The sequence below is a fragment of the Heliomicrobium gestii genome, from assembly GCF_009877435.1.
GTDB lineage: Bacteria > Bacillota > Desulfitobacteriia > Heliobacteriales > Heliobacteriaceae > Heliomicrobium > Heliomicrobium gestii.
The window spans coordinates 92,855-113,348 of sequence record NZ_WXEX01000010.1 but is presented as its reverse complement, the minus strand read 5'-3'; the positions used below and the strand labels follow the sequence as shown (position 1 = coordinate 113,348).

The following is a 20,494-nucleotide window of genomic DNA, read 5'->3' as shown; positions in this document are numbered from 1 at the left end:
GTGGAATCGCGCCAGATAAAATGGGCGACCCTTTCGATCGTCGGTTTTTTGGTCTTTGGAACGGTAGGGATCCTGTTTTTCGAAAAGGAATTCGGTGTCCTTGACGCGGCCTGGCTGACGGAAACGACCCTCTTGACCGTCGGTTATGGCGACCGCCTCCCAAAAACGACGGCCGGCCAGATTTTTCTGCTTGCCATCATGCCCCTTGGTGTCGGCATTGTCGCCTATGCCATCGGCATCATCGCTGGCTCTGTCGTGGAAGGGCGACTGGCTAATCTTTGGGGGAGGCGCGCCATGAAAAACAAGATCGCCAAACTGGACAACCATATCATCGTCTGCGGCGCCGGCCGTGTCGGCTGGCAGGTGGCCGAACAACTGTCTCGCGAAAACGTCCCCTTTGTGGTCGTCGATTCCCGCGAGGAAGTGCTGGAGAAGTATGTCTACGGCAAGTTCCTCTACGTCATGGGCGACGCCCTCGATGACGATGTGTTGCGCGAGGCGGGGATTGAACGGGCGCGCGGCGTCGTGGCCGCCTTACCCACCGATGCCGATAACGTCTTCATCACCCTGACGGCCAAGGGGATCAAGTCAGACATCCTTGTGGTCGCCCGCGCTGATCGGTTAGAATCGGAAGGCAAGCTCCGCCGCGCCGGCGCCGACAAGGTCGTCTCGCCCGCCGTGATCGGCGGAAAGCGGATGGCCCTGTCGATCCTCAAGCCGGTGAGCGTCGATTATGTCGATACCGTCCTCCACGACAGGGAGTTTGAATTCAGTATGGAGGAATTGGTCCTAGAAGCCATATCTCCGCTGATCGGCAAAACCTTGGCCGAGGCGCGCATCCGTGAGGAAACGGGGGCCATGGTGGTGGCCATCTACCGAGGTCGCCAACTGATCTCAAATCCGCAGGGGACGGAAAGGCTAGAGAACCAGGATATGGTCATCCTCTTCGGCACCCGTGAACAACTGCTTGCCTTTGAGCGGCTGGCAGCCGCCAAACCATCATAGATAAAACAAGTACATAAAAATGACGAGCTGAGGAGAGTGGCCCATGATCTGGAATCGACCGATGGAAACCTTATCGCGCAATGAGTTGGCGGCGCTGCAGCTCCAACGGCTGAAGGCCGTCGTGGAGCGGGTCTATCACAATGTTCCGGCTTACCGGGAAAAGATGCAGGCAGCCGACCTGACCCCCAGGGACGTTCGCAGTCTTGAGGATCTGCGTCGCTTGCCCTTTACGGTAAAACAAGACCTGCGCGACCATTATCCCTACGGTCTCTTCGCAGCGCCCATGCGGGAGATCGTCCGCGTTCACGCCTCTTCCGGCACGACGGGCAATCCGATCGTCGTCGGGTATACCCGCAAAGACCTGGACACATGGTCTGAACTGATCGCCCGCACACTGTCCTGCGCCGGCGCGGATGCCGATTCGGTCGTGCAGGTGAGCTACGGATACGGCCTGTTCACCGGTGGTCTCGGAATCCATTACGGCACGGAAAAGCTGGGCGCCACCGTCGTTCCCATGTCAGGCGGGAACACGCAGCGACAAATCAAGCTGATGCAGGATTTCGGCGCCACCCACTTGGCATGCACGCCCTCCTATGCGCTGTATCTTGCCGAGGCGATCAAGGAAATGAAGATCCCCCGGGAAAAGCTGCGCCTCAAAGCCGGCATCTTCGGCGCTGAACCCTGGACGGAAGAGATGCGGCGGGAACTGGAGTATCGCTTGCAGATCATGGCCATCGACATCTACGGCCTGAGCGAGGTCATGGGTCCCGGTGTCGCCAGCGAGTGCCCCGTGAAAAACGGCTTACATATTTTTGAAGACCACTTCATCCCCGAGATTATCGATCCCGTTACCGAAGAGCCGCTGCCTTACGGAGAAAAAGGGGAACTTGTCTTCACCACCATCACCAAGGAAGGCTTCCCCGTCATCCGCTACCGCACCCGCGACATCTCGGTGTTGCACGGCGAACCCTGTTCCTGCGGGCGAACCCATGTGCGCATGGAGAAAGTCAGCGGGCGCAGCGACGACATGATCATCATCCGTGGCGTCAACGTCTTCCCGTCCCAGGTCGAAAGCGTACTGCTCAAACTTGGTCTGACAGAGCCCCATTATGTCCTCGTCGTCGATCGCGTCGGCACCCTGGACACCCTCGAGGTATGGGTGGAGGTTTCGGAAAAACTCTTCTCCGATGAGGTGCGCAACCTGGAAAAGATCGAACGGAAGATTCAGCGGGAGTTGGAAAGTCTGCTGGGAATAACGGCGCATGTCCGCCTCGTCGAACCCAAGTCGATCGAACGCAGCGAAGGCAAGGCCAAGCGGGTCATCGATCGACGGAAAAAATAATATTGATACAGTGAAGGGGGAGGGTCAACCTATGAAGGTGCAACAGATCTCGGTCTTTCTCGAAAATAAATCGGGTCGTCTTTCCATGCTGACGAAGGTGCTCCGTCAGGAAAAGATCAATATCCGAGCCCTTTCTATCGCTGACACGACCGATTTTGGCATCCTGCGGTTGATCGTCGATCAACCGGACGCCGCTTATCTGATGTTGAAGCGATCCGGTTTCACCGTCAGTCACACGGCCGTCATCGCCGTGGAGATCCCTGACCATCCCGGCGGTCTCGCTGAAATCCTCGATATCTTGGCCGGCGCTGAAATCAACATCGAGTATTGTTACGCGCTGCCCCAAAAGTCCAATGACAAGGCGCTGGTCATCTTCCGCGTCGAACGGCTTGATGAGGCCATCCGTGTTCTGCTGGAGAAGGGTGTCGGCGTGCTGAAGGAAGACTCTGTATACGGAATCTAATTTCATGAAACAATAACGGATATGGATGCCTGTCCAAAGGCATCCATTTTCCACTCCTAGGAAAGGGATGATCCCTTGACCGTGAAGAATCGCCGCTTTCGAGGCGCAGCTGTCGTAGCGGTCCTCTTTTTTCTCGTGCCGCTGCTCTCTGCGCTGTTTCGCCTCTATGTGGAGTGGCGCTGGTTTGGTTCTGAGGGTTTCGGCGACCTTTGGTTCACCCGCTACGCCACCAACTGGGGCCTGATCATCGGCGCCGGGCTGCTTGCCTTTCTCTTCTTTTACCTAAACCTGCGACTGACCCGTAACGTCGTCGATAAGGCGCTCCAGTATGCCCGGACGACGGCGGAGGAACACCCGCGCCTCTTTGCGCTGGCCGATTGGATAAAGCCGGAGAAGATCGGGTACCTCTATCTGCTGCTCAGCCTGTTGCCGGCGCTGCTTGTGTCCCAATTGGCCCAAAACCGCTGGCAGACACTGTTGCTGGCGCTGCAAAATGAGCATTTTGGCATCGCTGATCCCCTGTTCCAACTGGATGTCGGCTTTTATGTCTTTCAACTGCCCTTATTGGAGTTCATCTATGGCGTCGTCCAGTTTACGCTGGTCGTGACCGCCATTATGCTGGTTGTCGTCTACCAGACAGCCAATACGTTGGGATTTGGCAAGGTCGGTTGGGGAGAACTGCCGCGGGCCCGTTTCCATCTCGCTGGGATCGGCGCTCTCTACTTCCTGATCAAGGCCTTCGGCTATCGTTTGGACATGTATGACCTGGTCTATTCACCACGCGGCGTCGTCGTCGGCGCCAGCTACACCGATGTGCATGCCCAACTGCCGGCTTACCAGATCCTCTCGGTGATCTCGCTGATCACGGCAGTCATGCTTGTCTTCGCTCTCGTTCGCCGTCGCATCCGTTGGGCCGCCTACGGCGTGGGTCTGCTCGTCGCGGCGTCGCTGCTGGTGGGCGCCGTCTATCCGGAATTGGTCCAACGGTTCAAGGTTGAACCGAACGAGTTTGTCATGGAAAAACCCTACATCGACATGAATATCCAATTTACCCGCCACGCCTTTGACCTGGATCGAATTCAGATTCAACCCTTCTCCGTCAAGAACGACCTGACGGCCGCCGACATCGTCGCCAACAGCGATACGATGAGCAATGTGCGCCTCTGGGATTGGCGTCCCCTGCAGCAGACCTACAGCCAACTGCAGGAGATTCGCCTCTACTACAAGTTTAAGGGGATCGACATCGACCGCTACCGCATCGACGGCGCCGAGCGCCAGGTCATGCTGGCGGCGCGGGAACTGGATCCATCGGCTCTGCCCGAAGCGGCTCAAACCTGGATCAACAAGCGCTTGCTGTACACCCATGGGTACGGAGCGACCATGAGCCCTGTCAACGAGGTCTCCTCTGAGGGTCTGCCGAAGTTTTTCTTAAAGGACATCCCTCCAAAACCAGCATCCCCTTCCGTGGCGATCACTCGTCCCGAGATCTATTTCGGCGAGACGGAAGGCGATTATGTTATCGTCAAAACGGCCACGAAGGAGTTTGACTATCCTTCCGGCGATGACAACGTGTACACCACCTATCAAGAGGACGCCGGCTTGCCCGTCGGTTCCTTTTGGCAAAAACTCGTCTATGCCGTTTATTTCGGCGACATGAAACTGCTCCTCTCCTCAGAAATTTTGCCGGAAAGCCGCCTGCTCATGGAGCGAAACGTCCTGCATCGCCTGGAGAAGGTGGCCCCCTTCCTGCGTTTTGACAAGGACCCCTACCTGGTGATTCAGGATGGGCGGCTCGTCTGGATGGCCGACGCCTACACGGTCACCCAGGCCTACCCCTTCTCCCAGCCGGTCAAGGGCACGGGCAACTACATCCGCAACGCTGTCAAGGCGACTGTGGACGCCTATACGGGTCGGATGACCTTCTACCTCAATGACCCCAACGATCCGATCATTCGCAGCTACGCGGCCATTTTTCCAGGCGTTTTCCGTCCCCTTGAGGAGATGCCGGCGGTCTTGCGCGATCATGTCCGCTATCCGGAAGAACTGTTTAAGATCCAGTCGCGGGTGTATGCCACTTATCATATGGAAGACACGGGCGTCTTTTATAACAAAGAGGATGAGTGGAACATCCCGAAGGCCCGAACGAGCGACAAGGAGCAGCAGGAGATTGAACCCTACTACACCCTGATGCGCCTGCCCGGTCAGGCAACGCCGGAGTACATCCTCATGACCCCCTTTACACCGTCGAAGAAGCCAAACATGATTGCATGGATGGCTGTTCGCAACGATGGCGCCAACTATGGACACCTCCTCGTTTACTCCTTCCCAAAACAGGAACTCGTCTATGGCCCGGCCCAGATCGAGGCGCGCATCGATCAGGACTCGGAGATTTCTCAAAAGCTGACCTTGTGGAACCAGAAGGGCTCATCCGTCGTACGGGGTAACCTGTTGGTCCTGCCGATCAGAGACTCGCTCCTGTATATCGAGCCCCTTTTCCTGCAATCGGAGCAAGGAAACCTGCCGGCCCTGCGGCGCGTCATCGTCGTCTTCGGCGAGCGGGTCGTCATGGAAGAAAACCTGGATACGGCGCTGCAGCGGATCTTCGGCCAAGGCGCCGCCGCCAGACCGCCCGGTCAGGGCGTGCCGACCCAGCCGGGGTCACCGCCGGCCGTGCCAGGCCAGCCGCCGGCGCCGCCGGGCGCTGCGGAACCGTCGGTAGCCGAACTGGCCGCCCGGGCGCGTCAACTCTACGACGAGGCTGACGCGCGGCTGAAAGCGGGTGACTGGAATGGCTATGGGGAGCGGTTGGGTCGACTCCGGGAGACATTGGAAATCTTAGAGAAAAAGACTCGCTAATTGGAAATTCATTTAATTTTCCATTTCACAAAGCGGGGCAAAGGTGTTATAATAAGCCTCGAACAGCAATGTGCCTACCGTGTTCGTCAGCCCGCGAATGTTTCTAACCTACAGGAAACATTCGGGAGTCAAGACCGGCAGTGGCTGCCAGGCCAGCGTTGATTGGAAGGCAAAGACGTGCCGTGAGATGCCCACCTGCGAGGCGCAGGTTTAGAAACCACGGTGCAACGGCATAGCGGGTACATTGCCGTTTCCTAGGTAAACAGTGCGCCCCGGCGATGAGCCGGGGCCATTTTTCTATGACTTTTGCATTCTTCGCCTATCGTCTATTGACAAGTCCACTGACAGTCTGGTAGAATTCGGGTCAACTTCACTAATATTCGGAAATAGACGATGAAAGGGAATAGTAGGTCCCGATGTGGAGCTCAGAGAGCCGCTGGTTGGTGCGAAGCGGTCGAAGCAGGGACGGAACTCTCCCTAGAGTTGCCGACCGAAATCCCTAATGGGAGAGTAGAATCGGACGGAAGCTTCCACCGTTACAAGGAAGGGGATATCGGAGCGAGAGAGTTTTTGTTCCCGTATCCTAAGTGAGTGAGCGGCCCTTGTTGCCGTTTCTTTGAGTGGTACCGCGAAGGCCCCCTTCGTCTCAATGGTTGAGGCGAAGGGGGTTTTTGTTTTTCCGGCGAAGGGGGGTGGTTCGGGATGGAGCTAGACCTTGGAGACCTTTCAGACCTAGCAAATGCAGCAGACATAGGGGGCTTCGACGAGCGAGATCGCCAACTGAAAGGGGCGCGCCTGCGCTGTATAAAGAACGTGGCGGAACGGAGCAACATCGAATTAGCTCATGAGAAAAAGGTAGGGGGAAAAGGCAATGAAAAGGCTCTACATCTTCGACACCACCTTGCGCGACGGAGAACAGTCACTGGGCATTACATTGAACCTGAAAGAGAAGTTGGAAGTGGCCCATCAACTGGTGCGTTTGGGCGTTGATGTCATCGAATTGGGCTTTCCCGCCTCGTCACCAGGCGACTTTGTATCGGTGCAAACGATCGCCAGGGCGTTAAAAGGGGTCACTGTCTGCGGCTTGTCACGCTGTGTGGCCAAAGATATCGACCGTTGCGCCGAGGCGCTCCGGGAGGCGGAATCTCCCCGGATCCATACGGGGATCGCCGTGTCGGCGCTGCACATGGAGAAAAAGCTGCGGATGCGGCCCGATCAGGTGATCGAAACAGCCGCTGCCGCAGTGCGCCATGCCAAGACCTACATGGACGATGTGGAGTTTTTTGCCGAAGACGCCTTCCGGAGCGACCGCAACTTTTTGGTGCGAGTGTTGACAGAGGTCATCAAGGCCGGGGCGACGGTGGTGAACGTGCCCGATACGGTGGGATATGCCACCCCTTGGGAATATGGCGAATTGATCGGCTTCGTCAAAAACAATGTGCCCCATATGGATCGCGTACGATTGAGCATCCACTGCCACAATGACCTGGGCATGGCGACAGCCAACTCGCTGGCGGGCATCAAGGCCGGCGCCGATCAGGTGGAAGGCACGATCAATGGCATCGGTGAACGGGCCGGCAACACGTCCCTGGAAGAGGTGATCATGGCCATCTACACGCAGAAGCAGCGGTATGATGTGCAGCACCGGATCAACACGCGGGAGATCGCCCCGACAAGCCGCCTTGTATCGATGATTACCGGCGTGCCTGTGCCGAGTCACAAAGCGATCGTCGGCGCCAACGCCTATATGCACGCCTCTGGCATCCACCAGGATGGCGTGTTGAAGGAGAAGCAGACCTACGAGATCATCGACCCGGAAATCATCGGAGTGCCGCGCAACCGGATCGTGCTCAGCGCCCGTTCCGGCCGCCACGCTTTAAAACACCGGCTGGCGGAACTGGGCTATAGTCTCCAGGCAGGCGACATGGAGCATCTCTACCAGGAGTTTTTGCATCTGGCCGATCAGAAGCAAGAGATCTATGACGAGGATCTGCACGCTTTGATGGGTGTCTGCGCGCCGGAGGCCCGCCGGTATCAACTGAAGAGTTTCTCCGTTGTGACAAACGGTCATGTCTCGGCGACAGAGGGCGCTGATGACGGCAACCCACCGGTGGCTGCCGCAACGGCTACGGCCACCGCGACGGTAACCCTTGAGATCGATGGCCTGGCCGTCACCGACGCCGCGACAGGCAATGGCCCCGTCGATGCTGTTTTCAAGGCCATTGACCGGATCGCCGGCATCGTGATCTGCTTAGAAGATTACAACCTTCGCTCTGTCAGCCAGGGCGCCACGGCTTTGGGGAACGCCACCGTCAAAATCACATCGGGCGACAGCCCATCGGTCGTGGGACGGGGGATCAGCACCGATATCATCGAAGCGAGCGCCAAAGCCTATGTGGACGCCTTATCGAAACTGAGATAACTCGGCCTCAACAAAGCCGTTTAACAAGCTGTTTTAATCGCGCTTCTGCGAAAGAGGTAACGATACAGTTGATCAGAAAAGACCGCCTTCTTGTGTCGAGGCGGTCTTTTCTTGAGCCTCTGATCATACGATTGTCGATCAGTCGGTCCACCGGCACTGGCGGATAAAGGCGTTCATGCGCTCCATGGAGCTTCGGATTTTCTCCAACATCGCCCGCCGGGTGAGCAGGTGAGAGGCGCTTACCGGCATTTCCTTATACAGGTGCAGTTCGCTGAACCGTTCGAAGAGCATCTCCCGCGCCGGCTTGAGTTTGAGCAAGGTCGCATAGCCGTCGCCAAGGCTTTTGTAGTATTTGCTGACCGTTTCACTCGTTTCGGAAATGCAGTAAGGCAGGACGGCCCGCATCGTGTATTCGTAGCTGTGGAGTGCCTGCTCCACATAGAGCTTCAAGCGGTTTCGTTCCAGTTCGTCTTTGGCTTTTTCCCTGTTATCACGGGCATCTTCGTCAAAGAACATGCGCACCAGGTTGACGGCGTAGGCGGGGTTGATGGCCACCGAGGCAATCGTAGCGCCCCACCGGACCAGATCGCTGTTATCGTCTTCAATCTCCGGTTGGGGGACGATGACATAGGAGATGGGACCCAAGCTGCGTTCCACTTCGGACAGGGAACGGGAGAGTTGGCCGGTGATGCCGGAAAGCGCCCGCTGCAGGTTTTTGAAGACCTCCACTTTGATGTTCTGCTTCGCTTTTCTGGCTAGGCGCTGCTCCTCCTGTTTCAGCATCATCGGCAGATAGATGCTGAGCATATCCAGGTGTTTTTTCAACCCTTGCATGGCGTAAAAGAGGTAGTTGGCGATCTGGGTGAACTTCTCTTTTTCCTCTACCTCCGCCGCGTGCAGCCTTTGAATCTCCACTTCGATGATGAAGAACTGGGAGAACAGCTGGGTCATGATATAGTCGTTGACCGCCTGAGACCACTGTGCAAAGAGCCTGCTGTCGGGAAGCGCCAGGGTGGCCTCTTTTTTGAGAAAGCTGTATTGGCCTTGAATCAGTCCCTTGATCGTCCACATCGTCGCCCGCAGGGGCACCTCGCCACGCCCCTGCACAAAGAGGCTGATGCGGCAGAAATCATCCTCTTCCTGTGCGATCTCTACATATTGAATCCGCTTCAGGGAGGAGTAGGGGAACTTGTCGAGATGACGCGATGAGTCCTGCATCAGGGAACAGCCGTCAGCATCAAGGCGAAGGAGGAAGGGCTGGTTGCTGCTTTCGGCAAGGCATAGTCCTGTTTGGGATAGTTTTTGCAGCGACACGTCCGTTTGCCAGAACATAGTGTATACGCTCTGTTTGTCTTCTTCACTGAGGCGCAGAGATAGGACCTGATCTCGATGGATGATGAAGGGAATGCCGCTGTTGTTGAAGTAAAACGCGGCGTCTAGGTCGAAGAAGCGCTGCACTGTTTCCATGCCAGCAGGATCGATGAAACGGCACTCCCCTTGGCGGTGGACAAAGAGGAGCTTTTCACCCATACAGGCTTTTTCGCCGAGGCTGCCAAAGACCTCGGTCAAGAAGATGTCCGATCCGTCCCCAAAGCGTTGGAATAGGTAGTCTTGTTCCTCCTTTTTGGGGTCCGTTAAGGAGAGTCGGCAGTTGTCGTCATCATGGAAGAGATAGATTGATTGCGTGTAAGGATCATAGGCGATAGCAGGTTGTTCAATGTCGGCCTTTTGTTCGGCCAGCAGGCGCATCTGCGCTTCATCGACGATCTGGGCTTTTGTCTCGCTTAAAGCGAGCAGGGCCGCTCTGCAGCCCCTTGCGGCATCGTCCAATGAGCCGGCATATTCGCCCGGCAGCAGCATGGCGTCGATGGGCACGAGATCGAACAGTTTGGGGGAGCGGGACCAGTTTGCCACAATGGTTCGAGCTGCCGGCTCATCCAGCACCAGCAGTTCCGCTTTTGTGACGGTTCGGTCTTTTTGCGCCCCATCAGACCAGGCAAAGCGTCCGGTCAGTTTCAAATAGGGTTTTTCATACTGGCATGATGTGACCCGCCTGAGGGGGAGTGTATTTTCCAAGCCGCCTGAGGTGAGGTGGATGGCCTCACAGGTCATTTTCATCTGGACGGGGAAGAAGCTCTGATCGATCTTTACATAGGTGCAATCTGTTGGGATGTCAAAGAGACCGGGCGCCTGCCGGCTCAGGGAAAGGAAATTGGGAAGGCTGTAGAGCAGGGAAAAGGACAGGTTGTACTCGTTTTTCTTGCTGTAAACGACACGAACCTGGTCATCAAAGGTAGTTCGCAAATCGCCTTTTTGCAACGATAGAACGATCACCTTGGGGTCGCCAAAGAGTCCCCCCGTATCGTGAACGAAGACCCGGCCTTGGTTGGACAGATAGAAGGTGCGCGTGCCGACGAGTGAGGAACCGGTAAAATCCAGCGAATCGACGCTGCCAGGGTTTTCGATGATGCTTTCGCCCGGTTTCAATCGCCCGTTGATCTGTGCCACCGACATGGCGATCCCTCCTTACAGCCAATCGTCTCCGCCGGCGGGATCGTCGTCGAGCAGATCGGCGTAAGAGTGCAGGTGGTCGGGCCCATGGTCGTGGTAATCGTTTTGATCATGATGATCGTCATGATCGTGACCGTGATGACTGTCAGAAGGGTTATCGGAAGGATCATCGCTGTCAAAGGGATTCAGTTCATGCAGCAATTGCTCCATAGTTGAAGGGGCGTCATCGCCATCGTCGAGCAGATCCGCCAGTTTCTCCGGCTGGCCGGGGTCGTGGTGCGCCGGATCGTTTTCCACCGGGTCATGGTTGGCCTGCAGGGTATCGGGATCCCAAGACGTCTCTGTCAAGCGCCACCACTCGTCGGGATGATACATGAGATCCTGCATCTCATCAAAAGGCACATCGCCGACAGCGGGAATGTGACCGGCGTCATAGTCAAAATGCTCCATCTCAGGCAGGTGAGCGGGCGCCGGATCCTGGGTGGCCACCATATAACAACCGCTGTCCTGCCAGGCATCAAGAAAGTCCTCCATGGGATATGTAGCGGCAGCTTCTCCCGTTCCGGGATCGCTGACGATCACCTTGACATGTTCTGGGTCGGATGTGTCGATCCCGCTGACCACAACGGCATGGTCAACGCCTGAGATGCCCAGATGATCAGCAATGCTGCTTAAAATCGGGTGCTCCTGCCAAAGTTCGCCTGAATCGACACCAATGATCACCTTGTGTCCCTGAGCCAGTTCGTTGGCCAGATTGAAGATGTTGGCGTTTTCAATGCGGTTGACAGGGATTCCATGGAGTTCGAGCAGATTGCCCACGTCCTCCATCGGTGTGCCACCTCCGGGGGTATACCAGCCGTGGGCGCTGGCTTCGGACATCAGTTGCTCTTCTGTCAGGGGCGTTCCTGTGAACTGTTCGATGATAAACTGCTGGGAGCGGATGGCGCAGGTGTCTTCATAGTTTTGCTGGCCCGGGAAAACCTCGCTGTCTTCCACTGGTGTTCCAATGACGGGATCGGCTTCTGTGATATTGGGATCTTTGGTGTTGCCGTTAGCCATGTGCCTTCCTCCTCGTAATGCGTAATTTCTGGCCCTAATGTCTTGAAAAAAGATTGCCTCGATGTGCGAAAGGTGCGGACATGTCACTTTTTTCGACACTCTTTACCCAATTCCTAGGCATAGCTTTTAATGGAGGTATATTTTTTCACTGGAAATTGATTTACACCGGTCTTACGGAAGGAAGGAAAACCCTCCTGCTTGTGGAATAGAGGTAATACCGAAATTACCTCTAGGGGGTATATGAGTTTGAGTCGCAGAAGCATCCGCTTTCGCGGTGTGATCAAAAATGGCGCCGCCATCGAATTCTTTGGGACCATGATCCCGAGCCTGCTGCTGTTCAAGCGCGATCCGCACGCATGGTGGAAACGGTGGCGAGCCAGACAAGGCCGCAATCGCCAACCGTTGCCTTCGCTCGATAGATTGTTAAATCGTCCCGATGACACCGGGCGCGTAGGGGAGACGCACATTTTCATATTCAAGTGGCAGAGCGACGTCTTCGATCTGGACGCTTTTCACGACAGCCACGACTTCTTGCTTGATTTGGAAAGAGTGCTGCGCGCTCAAGGCCGGCGCTACCGCTTGTACACATCCCTTTCGCCGAAAACAAACCTGCCCGAACTGGCTGCGGCAGCGGGTTTGGGCGACTTGTCGCCCTTCGGCCTGCTCATCCATCGGAGGTTTGGACCGCGGATGCTGATCGTTGGCGTGGAGGTGGAAGGAGGCTTGCCGATTCATCAACCAGAGCATAACGGGGTTGGATGCACCGACTGTGGGCTCTGCCTGCGCCTTTGCCCTCAAGCGCCGGAGGCAAGCGGCGAGGTGGATTTGCGCAAGTGTGAGGGGTGTGGCAGGTGCATTACATGCTGTCCAGTCGGAAAAAGTGCGGCCACCTAATGGAGGCGTAAAATGTGGCTTACTCTTGTCCAGCTAAAATTGGAGGGCTTACGTCGCATTTTGTCGAAAATTGATGAATGCAATTACTTTCATTATATGTCCCACATGCTATAATTTTTTGGGGTGAAGAGTTATGTACCGCAATGTAATGGAAGAAATTGTCGAGGAATTACTAAATGAAGTATTTGAGACAAACCCCAATGTTTGCAGAGATTGCCCCAGTTGTAGGATTGATATTACAGCCCATGCGCTAAATCGACTGCCGCCGAAATATGTTGTCCATGAAAAAGGTAGAGCCTTGACCAGGATAGATTTACGGGACCCCCAAATACGGACCGATATTTTATCTGTACTGGCGCAAAGTATTACAGTGATAAATCAAAATCGATGGTGTGAGAAAGCAAAAAAATAGTCAGGTGAGTGGCAGAAGCTCTTAAAGGGGGTTCTCGTTGTGAAAGAAAGATACGTTCTCCTTGATAAGAGAGCGCTTGCCTTCACCTTTGTCGCCTTGTTTTTCCTTTTCACCAGCGGAGTGTATTTCTCCAGATGCTCTCCGGAGTTAACCGTGCCTAAATTGTCGATGGGGAAGCAAAATGAACGGCAAGCCGTGGGTCAGGCCGAACTGGATAAAGCGATTCATGAGGCCATCAAAGAGCAGGGTAAAAGCTATTATCCTGGAGAATTCCTTGCAGAAGGCCATATTGTCCTCGCCATGGCGGAACAGAATCAAACCATCACTGTCTATAGCGTTGCCAGTGTCGGTTTTTTTGGCTTTGAAAATGGGGTTTTTACGAAAATCAGCGGCTCAGGCAATATTCCAACGGTGATCACCTTGGTAAAAGATGGTCAGGATAACTATTCTCTTTTGCAATATAAGGAACCGATGGATGGCGAGGGGTATAGGGATTCCATTCATCAGATGTTCCCAAAAAACCTATCTCGAGATTTGTTTGCTGGCAAAATAGATACTTCCGACCTGGTCCGCCAGCAAGAGAACCAGGCAGGGGCCTATCTGAAAACGATCGGTAGAAAGGATCCAGTACAAATCCGTCATGTGGAAAAACAATTCCCCACGATAAATGTCAACGCCTCAAACAAGCTCTTTACAGACTATTGCAAGAACGATACCTTTTTGAATAAATGTCCTTATTGGATCGGCACAAGAGAGGTGTTGGAAGACGGTGCGCGATACATCTATGAAACATCTCAAAGCAAACGAACCGACGGTGATGATCAGATCGCGTTTCGGAAAATGCAAACAACCGATCATACCATCGTAAAAGAGAAAGTTTATCGAATTGTGGGAAACGAGCCTGTACTTGAAAGCGAACGATAAATGTTGTGGCGCCCAATGGAAGAATGGAGTCAACACATTTGTGGGCGGAAGATAGACCGCTCCTTTTCTTTTGATCTTATTAGTTTACATAATATCGATTATGCGAAACAACGAACGGAGATTTGAAAGAGGTTGATTTATCCCGTTCAAGCAAGTTGTCCGGTTGCGCGGCTTCTTGAGGCGCATGCCGAAACAGAATTTCGTGATCGATGTTCCTTTTGTTACAACGGATGTGCAGAACCGCTGGTTGCTCGCTTTTTGGGGATTGAAAACAAAAACCCCCCAACTCTATTCCTTGATCCGTTCGGTGTGCCAAAAATCTAACTTGACTCGACCTGTTTTGGATCTACATACCTTGCTTGACAGGTATTTCGCCTCAGTGAACGTTGCCAGTGCGATCCCTACACCACTTAAACATTATGTCAACTAGCAATCTCGACAAGTTAGGCGCGATCTGTCTATTCGGGCATTCACGAAAAACTTCTAAAACAAGTGAAACCTTTCTGTCTCATTCATCGTCATATCGGTGAAGATGATCCTAGATAACCAAAGATAGCGGTTACTGGATTAAAGGAGTGTGTGAGATGAATCAAAAAGTAAGGATGCGCAATTGCCTGGCCAGTTGCCTCAGTGTCTGCCTTCTCGCCACCGCCGTCACACCGGCCGGTGCTGCAGCGGCGACAGAAACCGCCAAGGTGGTTGCGACGCCTGTCGCCCAGGGAGATTCCACGTCTCCCCACAACGTACAGGTGTCATTGGAACAAGCATTGATCAAGGCAAAAGAAGCATTCCCTGTGCCGGATGGCTTTACGAATTTCCAATCCAGTTTAAATGGTGATGGCGACCAAACGGCTTGGAGCTTATCGTGGAGACCAGAAAAGAAATCGGGATATTTCGAGGTTTCGGTGGATGCCAACAGGGGCGAGATTTTATCGATGAATATATGGCAGGAACGGGTCGAGCCGGAACGGGCGAACCCCTTCCCCTCCCTTTCTTTGGACAATGCCCGCGATAAAGCCTGGCGACTGGTGAAGCAGTTAAATCCAACAAAATGTGATGATCTGGAACTGCAAATCGATGGTTTAAGCGGTTCGATGATGCGGACCGAAATGGAAAAACGCTATCATTTTGTCTGGCAACGAACCCAGAAGGGGATCCCCTTCCCGGCCAACACGATCTCTGTCGAAATGGACGCCAATACCGGTGATCTACTTAATTATTTCGTCAATTGGGCCAATCGGGATGTGCCAAGTTCCCAGGGTGTCATCTCACTTGACCAGGCTCGACAAATCTATGAAAAAGAGGGCATGCTGGAGTTACAATACTTCACACCACGCACCCCTGACGGAAAAAAAGCGAAAGAGCCCCAGTTGGTGTACCGGCTCAATCATCCCTCCAACGGACGGATCGATGCCTTTACCGGTCAACCTGTGAAACCTGAGATGGTTGGCTTTCGAGGCGGGATGGGCAGCGGTGGCGATCTTGTGATGAGCAAAAAAGAAGCCGCCAACCTAACCCCCCAAGAAAACAAGGAGATCGAGTTGACGGGCAAACTGCTCCCAAAAGAAAAGGCCCTCCAAGCCGTAACGAAGTGGTTTGACATTCCCCAAGGCGCAACGTTGCTGAATGCCAGGCTGAGCAGATTTGAAGACGACGAGTTTGCCTGGTCCTTTGACTGGCAACCGGCAAATAAGGACGACAAACAAAGACGGCTCATCCCCTTTACCACTGCCCGGGTGAATGCTCAAACGGGAGATTTGATCGAATTCTATTCGTATAAGTCAAACGAAACAAGCAATGATGCTGGCGATTTACCGCGTGAAGAGGCTCAGAAAATCGCTGAGGCTTTTTTGCAAAAGATTCAGCCTGACCGGTTTTCCAAAATCCGCATCAACAGCAGCGAGCAGATTCTTCCGGATGTTGCCAGTAGCAAGCATGTTCCCCAGCACTCCTTTACCTATCGCCGGTATGTTGGCGATGTTCCCTACCCGGAAAACTTTATCGAAGTATCCGTCGATTCAAAAACCAAAAAAGTCACAAGTTATCAAGTTCGTTGGAACGACTCGACCTCCTTTGCTTCACCGGACGGCGCGCTTGGTCCTAGCGCCGCCGTCGATGCCTTCCTAAAATCCCGCCCCCTTACACTCACCTATGTATATGGCGATACAGTTACTGGAAAAAAAACGCCCATTAAGCTCGTCTATCTCGCCAAAGAGGAACAGAACGGCTTCTTCTATGAAATGATCGACGCCCGCTCAGGTCAACCGCTTCAATTTGACGGCAAGCCCGCAGAACTTCCCCAAAAGGGCTTCCATTTCACCGATATCGACGACAACCCCCTTGCCAAAGAGATTCATCAGTTGGGCCAGTTGAAAGCCTTTCGGGAGTTCGGCGATGCCCTGCATCCCGGTGAACCCGTATCGGCGGTCTCGCTCCTGCGCTCGATGGTCCTTACCCGTTCCGATTTCTATCGTGAAGATAAGCCTACCGATGGGGAGATCATCGATCGGGCTCGCTCTCTCGGTTGGTTGACTGAAACCATACAACCTGGCGACACGGTAAATCGCGAATTGTTGGCCAAGTGGATGGTGAGGATGTTGAAGCTGGAACCGGCGGCGCGGTTGCAATCGATTTACCAGCTTCCTCAAGAAGACGCGGCCTCCCTTCCCGACCAGTCAAAGGGCTATGTGGCGCTCGCCTGGGGCTTGGGGTTGCTGCCTGGCGGAGAAAACGCCCTCGCGATCGATCAACCGGTCACACGATTGGAAGCGGCGACTGCCCTGGTTCGCGCGCTTAAGGTGAAATAAGGGGAATACAAGCCTTCCCTGTGGGGCGAATAAAGCCATCTAAGCCAAAAGAGAAACGGTGATGTCGCCGTTTCTCTTTTGGCTTTTTTCACTATTACGGTTTGGTTTTGGCTGCTACGGCGACGGATACCCGCGATGTTCCTGCTCACGATACACACCGAGCGGCATGGAGGGGATATCGAGCTCCTGGGCGGAACGGGTGACCTCATACATCACATCGTAGTATTCGCGGATCATCCGGTGTGACGAGAACTGCCAACGAGACATGTCAATGCTGGCGCGCATCATCTGCACCCACCGTTCTCGATCCTGGTAGTAGGTCGGGATGACTTCTTGAAGAAGCACACGGTACAGTTCCCGCAGGTCTTTTTCGTCTTGCTCCCATTCGTTCAGGTTGGCTTCCAGGATGGGATTTAGCAGCCATCCGCTCACCCGGTGCTGCAGCCCTTCGCCGACCCATCCGTCGACGACGCTGAGGTTGAGGACCCCATTCATGGCGGCCTTCATCCCCGAGGTCCCACTCGCTTCCAGGGGACGGCGCGGGTTGTTCAGCCAGACATCGCAGCCGCGCACCATGTGGCGAGCGACCTCCATGTTGTAGTTCTCGATAAACACGACACTTTTGCCGTATTTCTTGGACATGCGCACCAACTGCTGGATGATGTCCTTGCCGATCCCATCCTGCGGATGGGCCTTGCCGGAAAAGACAAGCTGGATCTTGCCCTCACGCAACAGCGGTTCAATTACTTCGGAAGATCGGAAGATCAGATCGCTCCGTTTATACGGCGCGGCGCGACGGGCAAAGCCGACAATCAGCGCGTCCGGATTCAACCGGGTGTGGCAGTGTTTTTCGATGTAGTCGACCAACCTGCCCTTGTTCGCCTGGTGGGCCGCCCAGAGATCGCCTTTACGCTCGAAGGCGTCCCGGATTCCCTCATCCTGCCAGGTCTGCAGGTGCACCCCGTTGGTGATGGAGATGATGCAGGCAGATTCACGGATTTCTTTCCACATGCGGCAGGCCGTCTGCCCGTGCAGCTTGGACACCCCGTTGGCGATATGGGACAATCGCAGCGAGGCCGCTGTCATGTTGAAGGGATCGCCGCCGATCTCGCGGGCTTGCTCATAGGTCAAGCCGTTGTAAACCTCCATGTGCTGGAGCAGATCATGGCCATGGACTTCGTTTCCCGCTTCGACGGGCGTATGGGTGGTAAAAACGATCTGCTTGCGTGTCTCGCTCCGGGCGTCCTTATAGGACATCCCCTGCCTCATCTTTTCCCGAATCAGTTCAAGGCCGCAAAACACGGCGTGCCCCTCGTTCATGTGATAGATATCGACATCAATATCCAGGGCGCGCAAGGCCCGGATGCCGCCGATCCCGAGGATGATCTCGGCGGCGATCCGATCCTGGGCGCCTCCGCCGTAAAGACGGTTTGTCATCCATCCATGTTCGCTGCCAGGGAAATTGGTATCCAGCAGGTAGAGGGGCACATTACCGTATTGCTCGACCTTATGGACTTTGCAGACCACATCGGCGCCCCGCACCCGCACCTTGACCGTTACGCCCGTATCTTTAACAGAATCGAAGGTGAAATTGGGATACTTATCATAGGGGCGTCCGTCTTCTCCGATGTACTGCTGCGTATAATCTTGATTCCAGAGGATGCCGATGCCCACCATGGGTAGGCTGAGATCATAGGCTGCTTTCAAATAATCGCCAGCCAACACGCCGAGTCCGCCGGCGTAGATGGGTAACTGGGGATCTAGACCATATTCCATGCAAAAGTATGCTACTCGAGGTTTTTTCGCCGCTTCATCGTCAAGCCTCAAATCGTATTTTCCAGCGGAAAAGGGTACGTTCCGCCGGAATTCACCTCCCACTGCAGAGAATAGGGTGTCTTTTGCTATCATGCGCAACTCCGATGAATTCATACCCCATTTGTCGCGAATTGATGAATGAAAGTGCAAATTATGTTATAATGATTGGCGGAAAACGGACATATCCGGGAGGGCCCTTGATGTTCGAGTTGAGCGAACGGCAAAAACTGATTCTGAATTATATCCGCACGGAGATCCGCCGCCGTGGCTACCCGCCCTCTGTCCGGGAGATTGGCGACGCCGTCGGCCTGACCTCCAGTTCCACTGTTCATGGTCACCTCAACCGCTTGGAAAAAGCGGGCTTTATCCGCCGCGATCCTGCCAAGCCACGGGCTCTCGAAGTGCTGGCGCCCGATGAAGAAGACGGGGCGAAACGACCGCTCATCGATATCCCGATTCTCGGGCGGATTAGCGCCGGTCGCCCCATCCTCGCCACCGAGAATATCGAAAATACCTTCCCCCTTCCCCTCGACTTTATCCGTTCTGATCAGGTCTTTATCCTGACTGTCCGCGGCGAGAGCATGATCAATGCCGGCATCCATGACGGCGACCTTGTCATCGTCCGCATCCAGCAGACGGCCGACAACGGTGATATTGTCGTCGCCTTGCTTGGCGATGAGGCGACAGTCAAACGGTTTTTTAAGGAAAAGGATTACTATCGACTCCAGCCGGAAAACGATTATATGGAGCCTATCCTGATCAAAGAGGTTCACATCCTTGGCAAGGTCATCGCCCTGTTGCGAAAATTCTAGCTTTATTTGCGTTTAAAAAGCAAAGGCGCCGCTCCACGAAAAGGGAGGGCGTCTTTTTTTGTCTGTACCTTATTCGCGTGGGAGCCGTTCTGTGGCGTTGCGCTGTTTTTCCCGGTGCCGCGCCAAGGCCAGGTCGACAAGCCGGGTGAGCAGTTGTTCATAGGCGATGCCGGTGGCTGCCCACAGTTTGGGGTACATGCTGATCGATGTAAAACCGGGCAGGGTGTTGATTTCGTTGATGTAAATCTCGCCGTTGTCCTTGTCGACAAGAAAATCAACGCGGGAAAGGCCTGAGCCGTCAACGGCCCGGAAAGCGCGGATGGCCATCTCTTGAAAGCACGACGTGACCGTCGCTTCTAAGGGCGCCGGGATGAGCAACCGTGAAGCGGCGTTGGCGTATTTGGCGTCATAGTCGTAAAACTCGTGAGCCGGTACGATCTCGCCTGGCAGCGATGCCGCCACCTCGTCGTTCCCGAGCACGCTGACTTCGATCTCGCGGACATTGATCCCCTTTTCGACGACCAGTTTGCGGTCGTAACGGACGGCGTCATCGAAGGCGCCGACCAGTTCCGCCCGGTTGTTCGCCTTGGTGATGCCTACGCTGGATCCCATATTGGCCGGTTTGACGAAGCAGGGATAGCCAAGGCGGTTTTCCACATCGTCGAGCACCTGTTCGGGCGCTGTTTCCCAACGGCCGCGCAGCACGACCAAATAGGGCAGCTGGGGCAGGTCGCTCTGGGCGAAAAGCGCCTTCATGATCGCCTTATCCATCCCGCAAGCTGAGGCCAGGACACCACAACCCACATAAGGAACATTTGCTGTTTCAAAAAGCCCTTGTATGGTCCCGTCCTCCCCATTGGGACCATGCAAGACGGGGAAAAAGATATCGACAGAAACCAACTGCCGGCCGCTCGTGCTTTCCTCAACCAGGCCGGGGCAGGTCGGATCGGGCAGGAAGTAGACCCGTTGTCCGTAGGGCTTTTGTCCTTTTCGCAGGTTGTCGATCACCGCCGGCCCCATCCACCAGGCGCCTTCACGGTCAATGCCGATGGGCAACACGTTGAAGCGGGAACGGTCCAAAGCGTTGACGATGGATTGGGCCGATGCCAGGGAAACCTCGTGTTCCCCCGAGCGGCCGCCACAGATCACGGCGACGGTTTGTTTCATCGCCA

14 protein-coding genes, 1 other RNA gene and 1 other annotated feature are annotated in these 20,494 nt (G+C 54.8%); of the genes, 11 read left to right on the top strand and 4 right to left on the bottom strand.

What is annotated here, in order from left to right:
* The 6 genes from GTO89_RS12345 (at position 1) to GTO89_RS12320 (ending at position 8,088) form a co-directional block, all read left to right on the top strand.
* On the top strand, positions 1–1,005 hold the full coding sequence (locus tag GTO89_RS12345) for a potassium channel family protein (protein ID WP_161262390.1): 1,005 nt from the start codon (positions 1–3) through the stop codon (positions 1,003–1,005).
* 43 nt (positions 1,006–1,048) lie between these two features.
* Entirely contained in the window at positions 1,049–2,347 is a 1,299-nt protein-coding gene (locus tag GTO89_RS12340; RefSeq protein WP_161262389.1) for a phenylacetate--CoA ligase family protein, read from the top strand.
* A gap of 31 nt (positions 2,348–2,378) precedes the next feature.
* Complete coding sequence (locus GTO89_RS12335) at positions 2,379–2,810, top strand: amino acid-binding protein (protein ID WP_161262388.1); 432 nt, start codon at positions 2,379–2,381, stop codon at positions 2,808–2,810.
* Positions 2,811–2,891: 81 nt separating this feature from the next.
* Complete coding sequence (locus GTO89_RS12330; protein ID WP_161262436.1) at positions 2,892–5,666, top strand: UPF0182 family membrane protein; 2,775 nt, start codon at positions 2,892–2,894, stop codon at positions 5,664–5,666.
* A 68-nt stretch (positions 5,667–5,734) separates the two neighbouring features.
* Positions 5,735–5,912: non-coding RNA, 6S RNA (gene ssrS / locus GTO89_RS12325), on the top strand.
* Between the two features lie 138 nt (positions 5,913–6,050).
* Positions 6,051–6,318: a binding site (T-box leader), on the top strand.
* A gap of 219 nt (positions 6,319–6,537) precedes the next feature.
* Entirely contained in the window at positions 6,538–8,088 is a 1,551-nt protein-coding gene (locus GTO89_RS12320; protein WP_161262387.1) for a 2-isopropylmalate synthase, read from the top strand.
* 138 nt (positions 8,089–8,226) lie between these two features.
* Here GTO89_RS12320 and GTO89_RS12315 read toward each other — a convergent pair whose 3' ends face one another.
* Together GTO89_RS12315 and GTO89_RS12310 are read right to left on the bottom strand one after the other, a co-directional pair.
* Positions 8,227–10,602: a hypothetical protein gene (locus tag GTO89_RS12315; RefSeq protein ID WP_161262386.1), complete on the bottom strand. Its 2,376-nt coding sequence runs from the start codon at positions 10,600–10,602 to the stop codon at positions 8,227–8,229.
* Positions 10,603–10,614: 12 nt separating this feature from the next.
* On the bottom strand, positions 10,615–11,658 hold the full coding sequence (locus GTO89_RS12310; RefSeq protein WP_161262385.1) for a cysteine peptidase family C39 domain-containing protein: 1,044 nt from the start codon (positions 11,656–11,658) through the stop codon (positions 10,615–10,617).
* A 246-nt stretch (positions 11,659–11,904) separates the two neighbouring features.
* On the opposite strand from GTO89_RS12310, the gene GTO89_RS12305 reads away from it, so the two are divergent.
* The 4 genes from GTO89_RS12305 to GTO89_RS12290 all read left to right on the top strand — a co-directional run bounded on the left by GTO89_RS12305 (position 11,905) and on the right by GTO89_RS12290 (position 16,695).
* Positions 11,905–12,552: a hypothetical protein gene (locus GTO89_RS12305; RefSeq protein WP_161262384.1), complete on the top strand. Its 648-nt coding sequence runs from the start codon at positions 11,905–11,907 to the stop codon at positions 12,550–12,552.
* Between the two features lie 133 nt (positions 12,553–12,685).
* Positions 12,686–12,964 (top strand): late competence development ComFB family protein, encoded by a 279-nt coding sequence (locus tag GTO89_RS17970; protein ID WP_161262383.1) that lies wholly within the window; start codon positions 12,686–12,688, stop codon positions 12,962–12,964.
* A gap of 39 nt (positions 12,965–13,003) precedes the next feature.
* Entirely contained in the window at positions 13,004–13,888 is an 885-nt protein-coding gene (locus tag GTO89_RS12295) for a hypothetical protein (RefSeq protein ID WP_235920439.1), read from the top strand.
* Between the two features lie 584 nt (positions 13,889–14,472).
* The gene (locus GTO89_RS12290) at positions 14,473–16,695 is read left to right on the top strand and encodes a PepSY domain-containing protein (RefSeq protein ID WP_161262382.1); all 2,223 of its coding nucleotides are present in this window, start codon (positions 14,473–14,475) and stop codon (positions 16,693–16,695) included.
* A gap of 114 nt (positions 16,696–16,809) precedes the next feature.
* Here GTO89_RS12290 and glgP read toward each other — a convergent pair whose 3' ends face one another.
* Positions 16,810–18,624 carry an alpha-glucan family phosphorylase gene (gene glgP / locus GTO89_RS12285; protein WP_161262381.1) on the bottom strand — a complete coding sequence of 605 codons (1,815 nt, stop codon included), beginning with the start codon at positions 18,622–18,624 and terminating at the stop codon, positions 16,810–16,812.
* A gap of 86 nt (positions 18,625–18,710) precedes the next feature.
* Between glgP and lexA the strand changes: the two genes are divergently transcribed.
* A complete protein-coding gene (gene lexA / locus GTO89_RS12280) occupies positions 18,711–19,322 on the top strand; it encodes a transcriptional repressor LexA (RefSeq protein ID WP_161262380.1) in 612 nt (203 codons plus the stop codon).
* A 69-nt stretch (positions 19,323–19,391) separates the two neighbouring features.
* On the opposite strand, the gene GTO89_RS12275 is transcribed toward lexA, so the two are convergent.
* The gene (locus tag GTO89_RS12275; protein ID WP_161262379.1) at positions 19,392–20,489 is read right to left on the bottom strand and encodes a D-alanine--D-alanine ligase; all 1,098 of its coding nucleotides are present in this window, start codon (positions 20,487–20,489) and stop codon (positions 19,392–19,394) included.
* Positions 20,490–20,494: the final 5 nt, after the last annotated feature.

What these genes read in the sequence shown, in the direction of transcription:
- GTO89_RS12340 (WP_161262389.1), top strand. Translation starts at nt 1,049, where the DNA reads ATGATCTGGAATCGACCGATGGAAACCTTATCGCGCAATGAGTTGGCG.
- GTO89_RS12335 (WP_161262388.1), top strand. Translation starts at nt 2,379, where the DNA reads ATGAAGGTGCAACAGATCTCGGTCTTTCTCGAAAATAAATCGGGTCGT.
- GTO89_RS12320 (WP_161262387.1), top strand. Translation starts at nt 6,538, where the DNA reads ATGAAAAGGCTCTACATCTTCGACACCACCTTGCGCGACGGAGAACAG.
- GTO89_RS12315 (WP_161262386.1), bottom strand. Translation starts at nt 10,602, where the DNA reads ATGTCGGTGGCACAGATCAACGGGCGATTGAAACCGGGCGAAAGCATC.
- GTO89_RS12310 (WP_161262385.1), bottom strand. Translation starts at nt 11,658, where the DNA reads ATGGCTAACGGCAACACCAAAGATCCCAATATCACAGAAGCCGATCCC.
- GTO89_RS17970 (WP_161262383.1), top strand. Translation starts at nt 12,686, where the DNA reads ATGTACCGCAATGTAATGGAAGAAATTGTCGAGGAATTACTAAATGAA.
- GTO89_RS12290 (WP_161262382.1), top strand. Translation starts at nt 14,473, where the DNA reads ATGAATCAAAAAGTAAGGATGCGCAATTGCCTGGCCAGTTGCCTCAGT.
- glgP (WP_161262381.1), bottom strand. Translation starts at nt 18,624, where the DNA reads ATGAATTCATCGGAGTTGCGCATGATAGCAAAAGACACCCTATTCTCT.
- lexA (WP_161262380.1), top strand. Translation starts at nt 18,711, where the DNA reads ATGTTCGAGTTGAGCGAACGGCAAAAACTGATTCTGAATTATATCCGC.
- GTO89_RS12275 (WP_161262379.1), bottom strand. Translation starts at nt 20,489, where the DNA reads ATGAAACAAACCGTCGCCGTGATCTGTGGCGGCCGCTCGGGGGAACAC.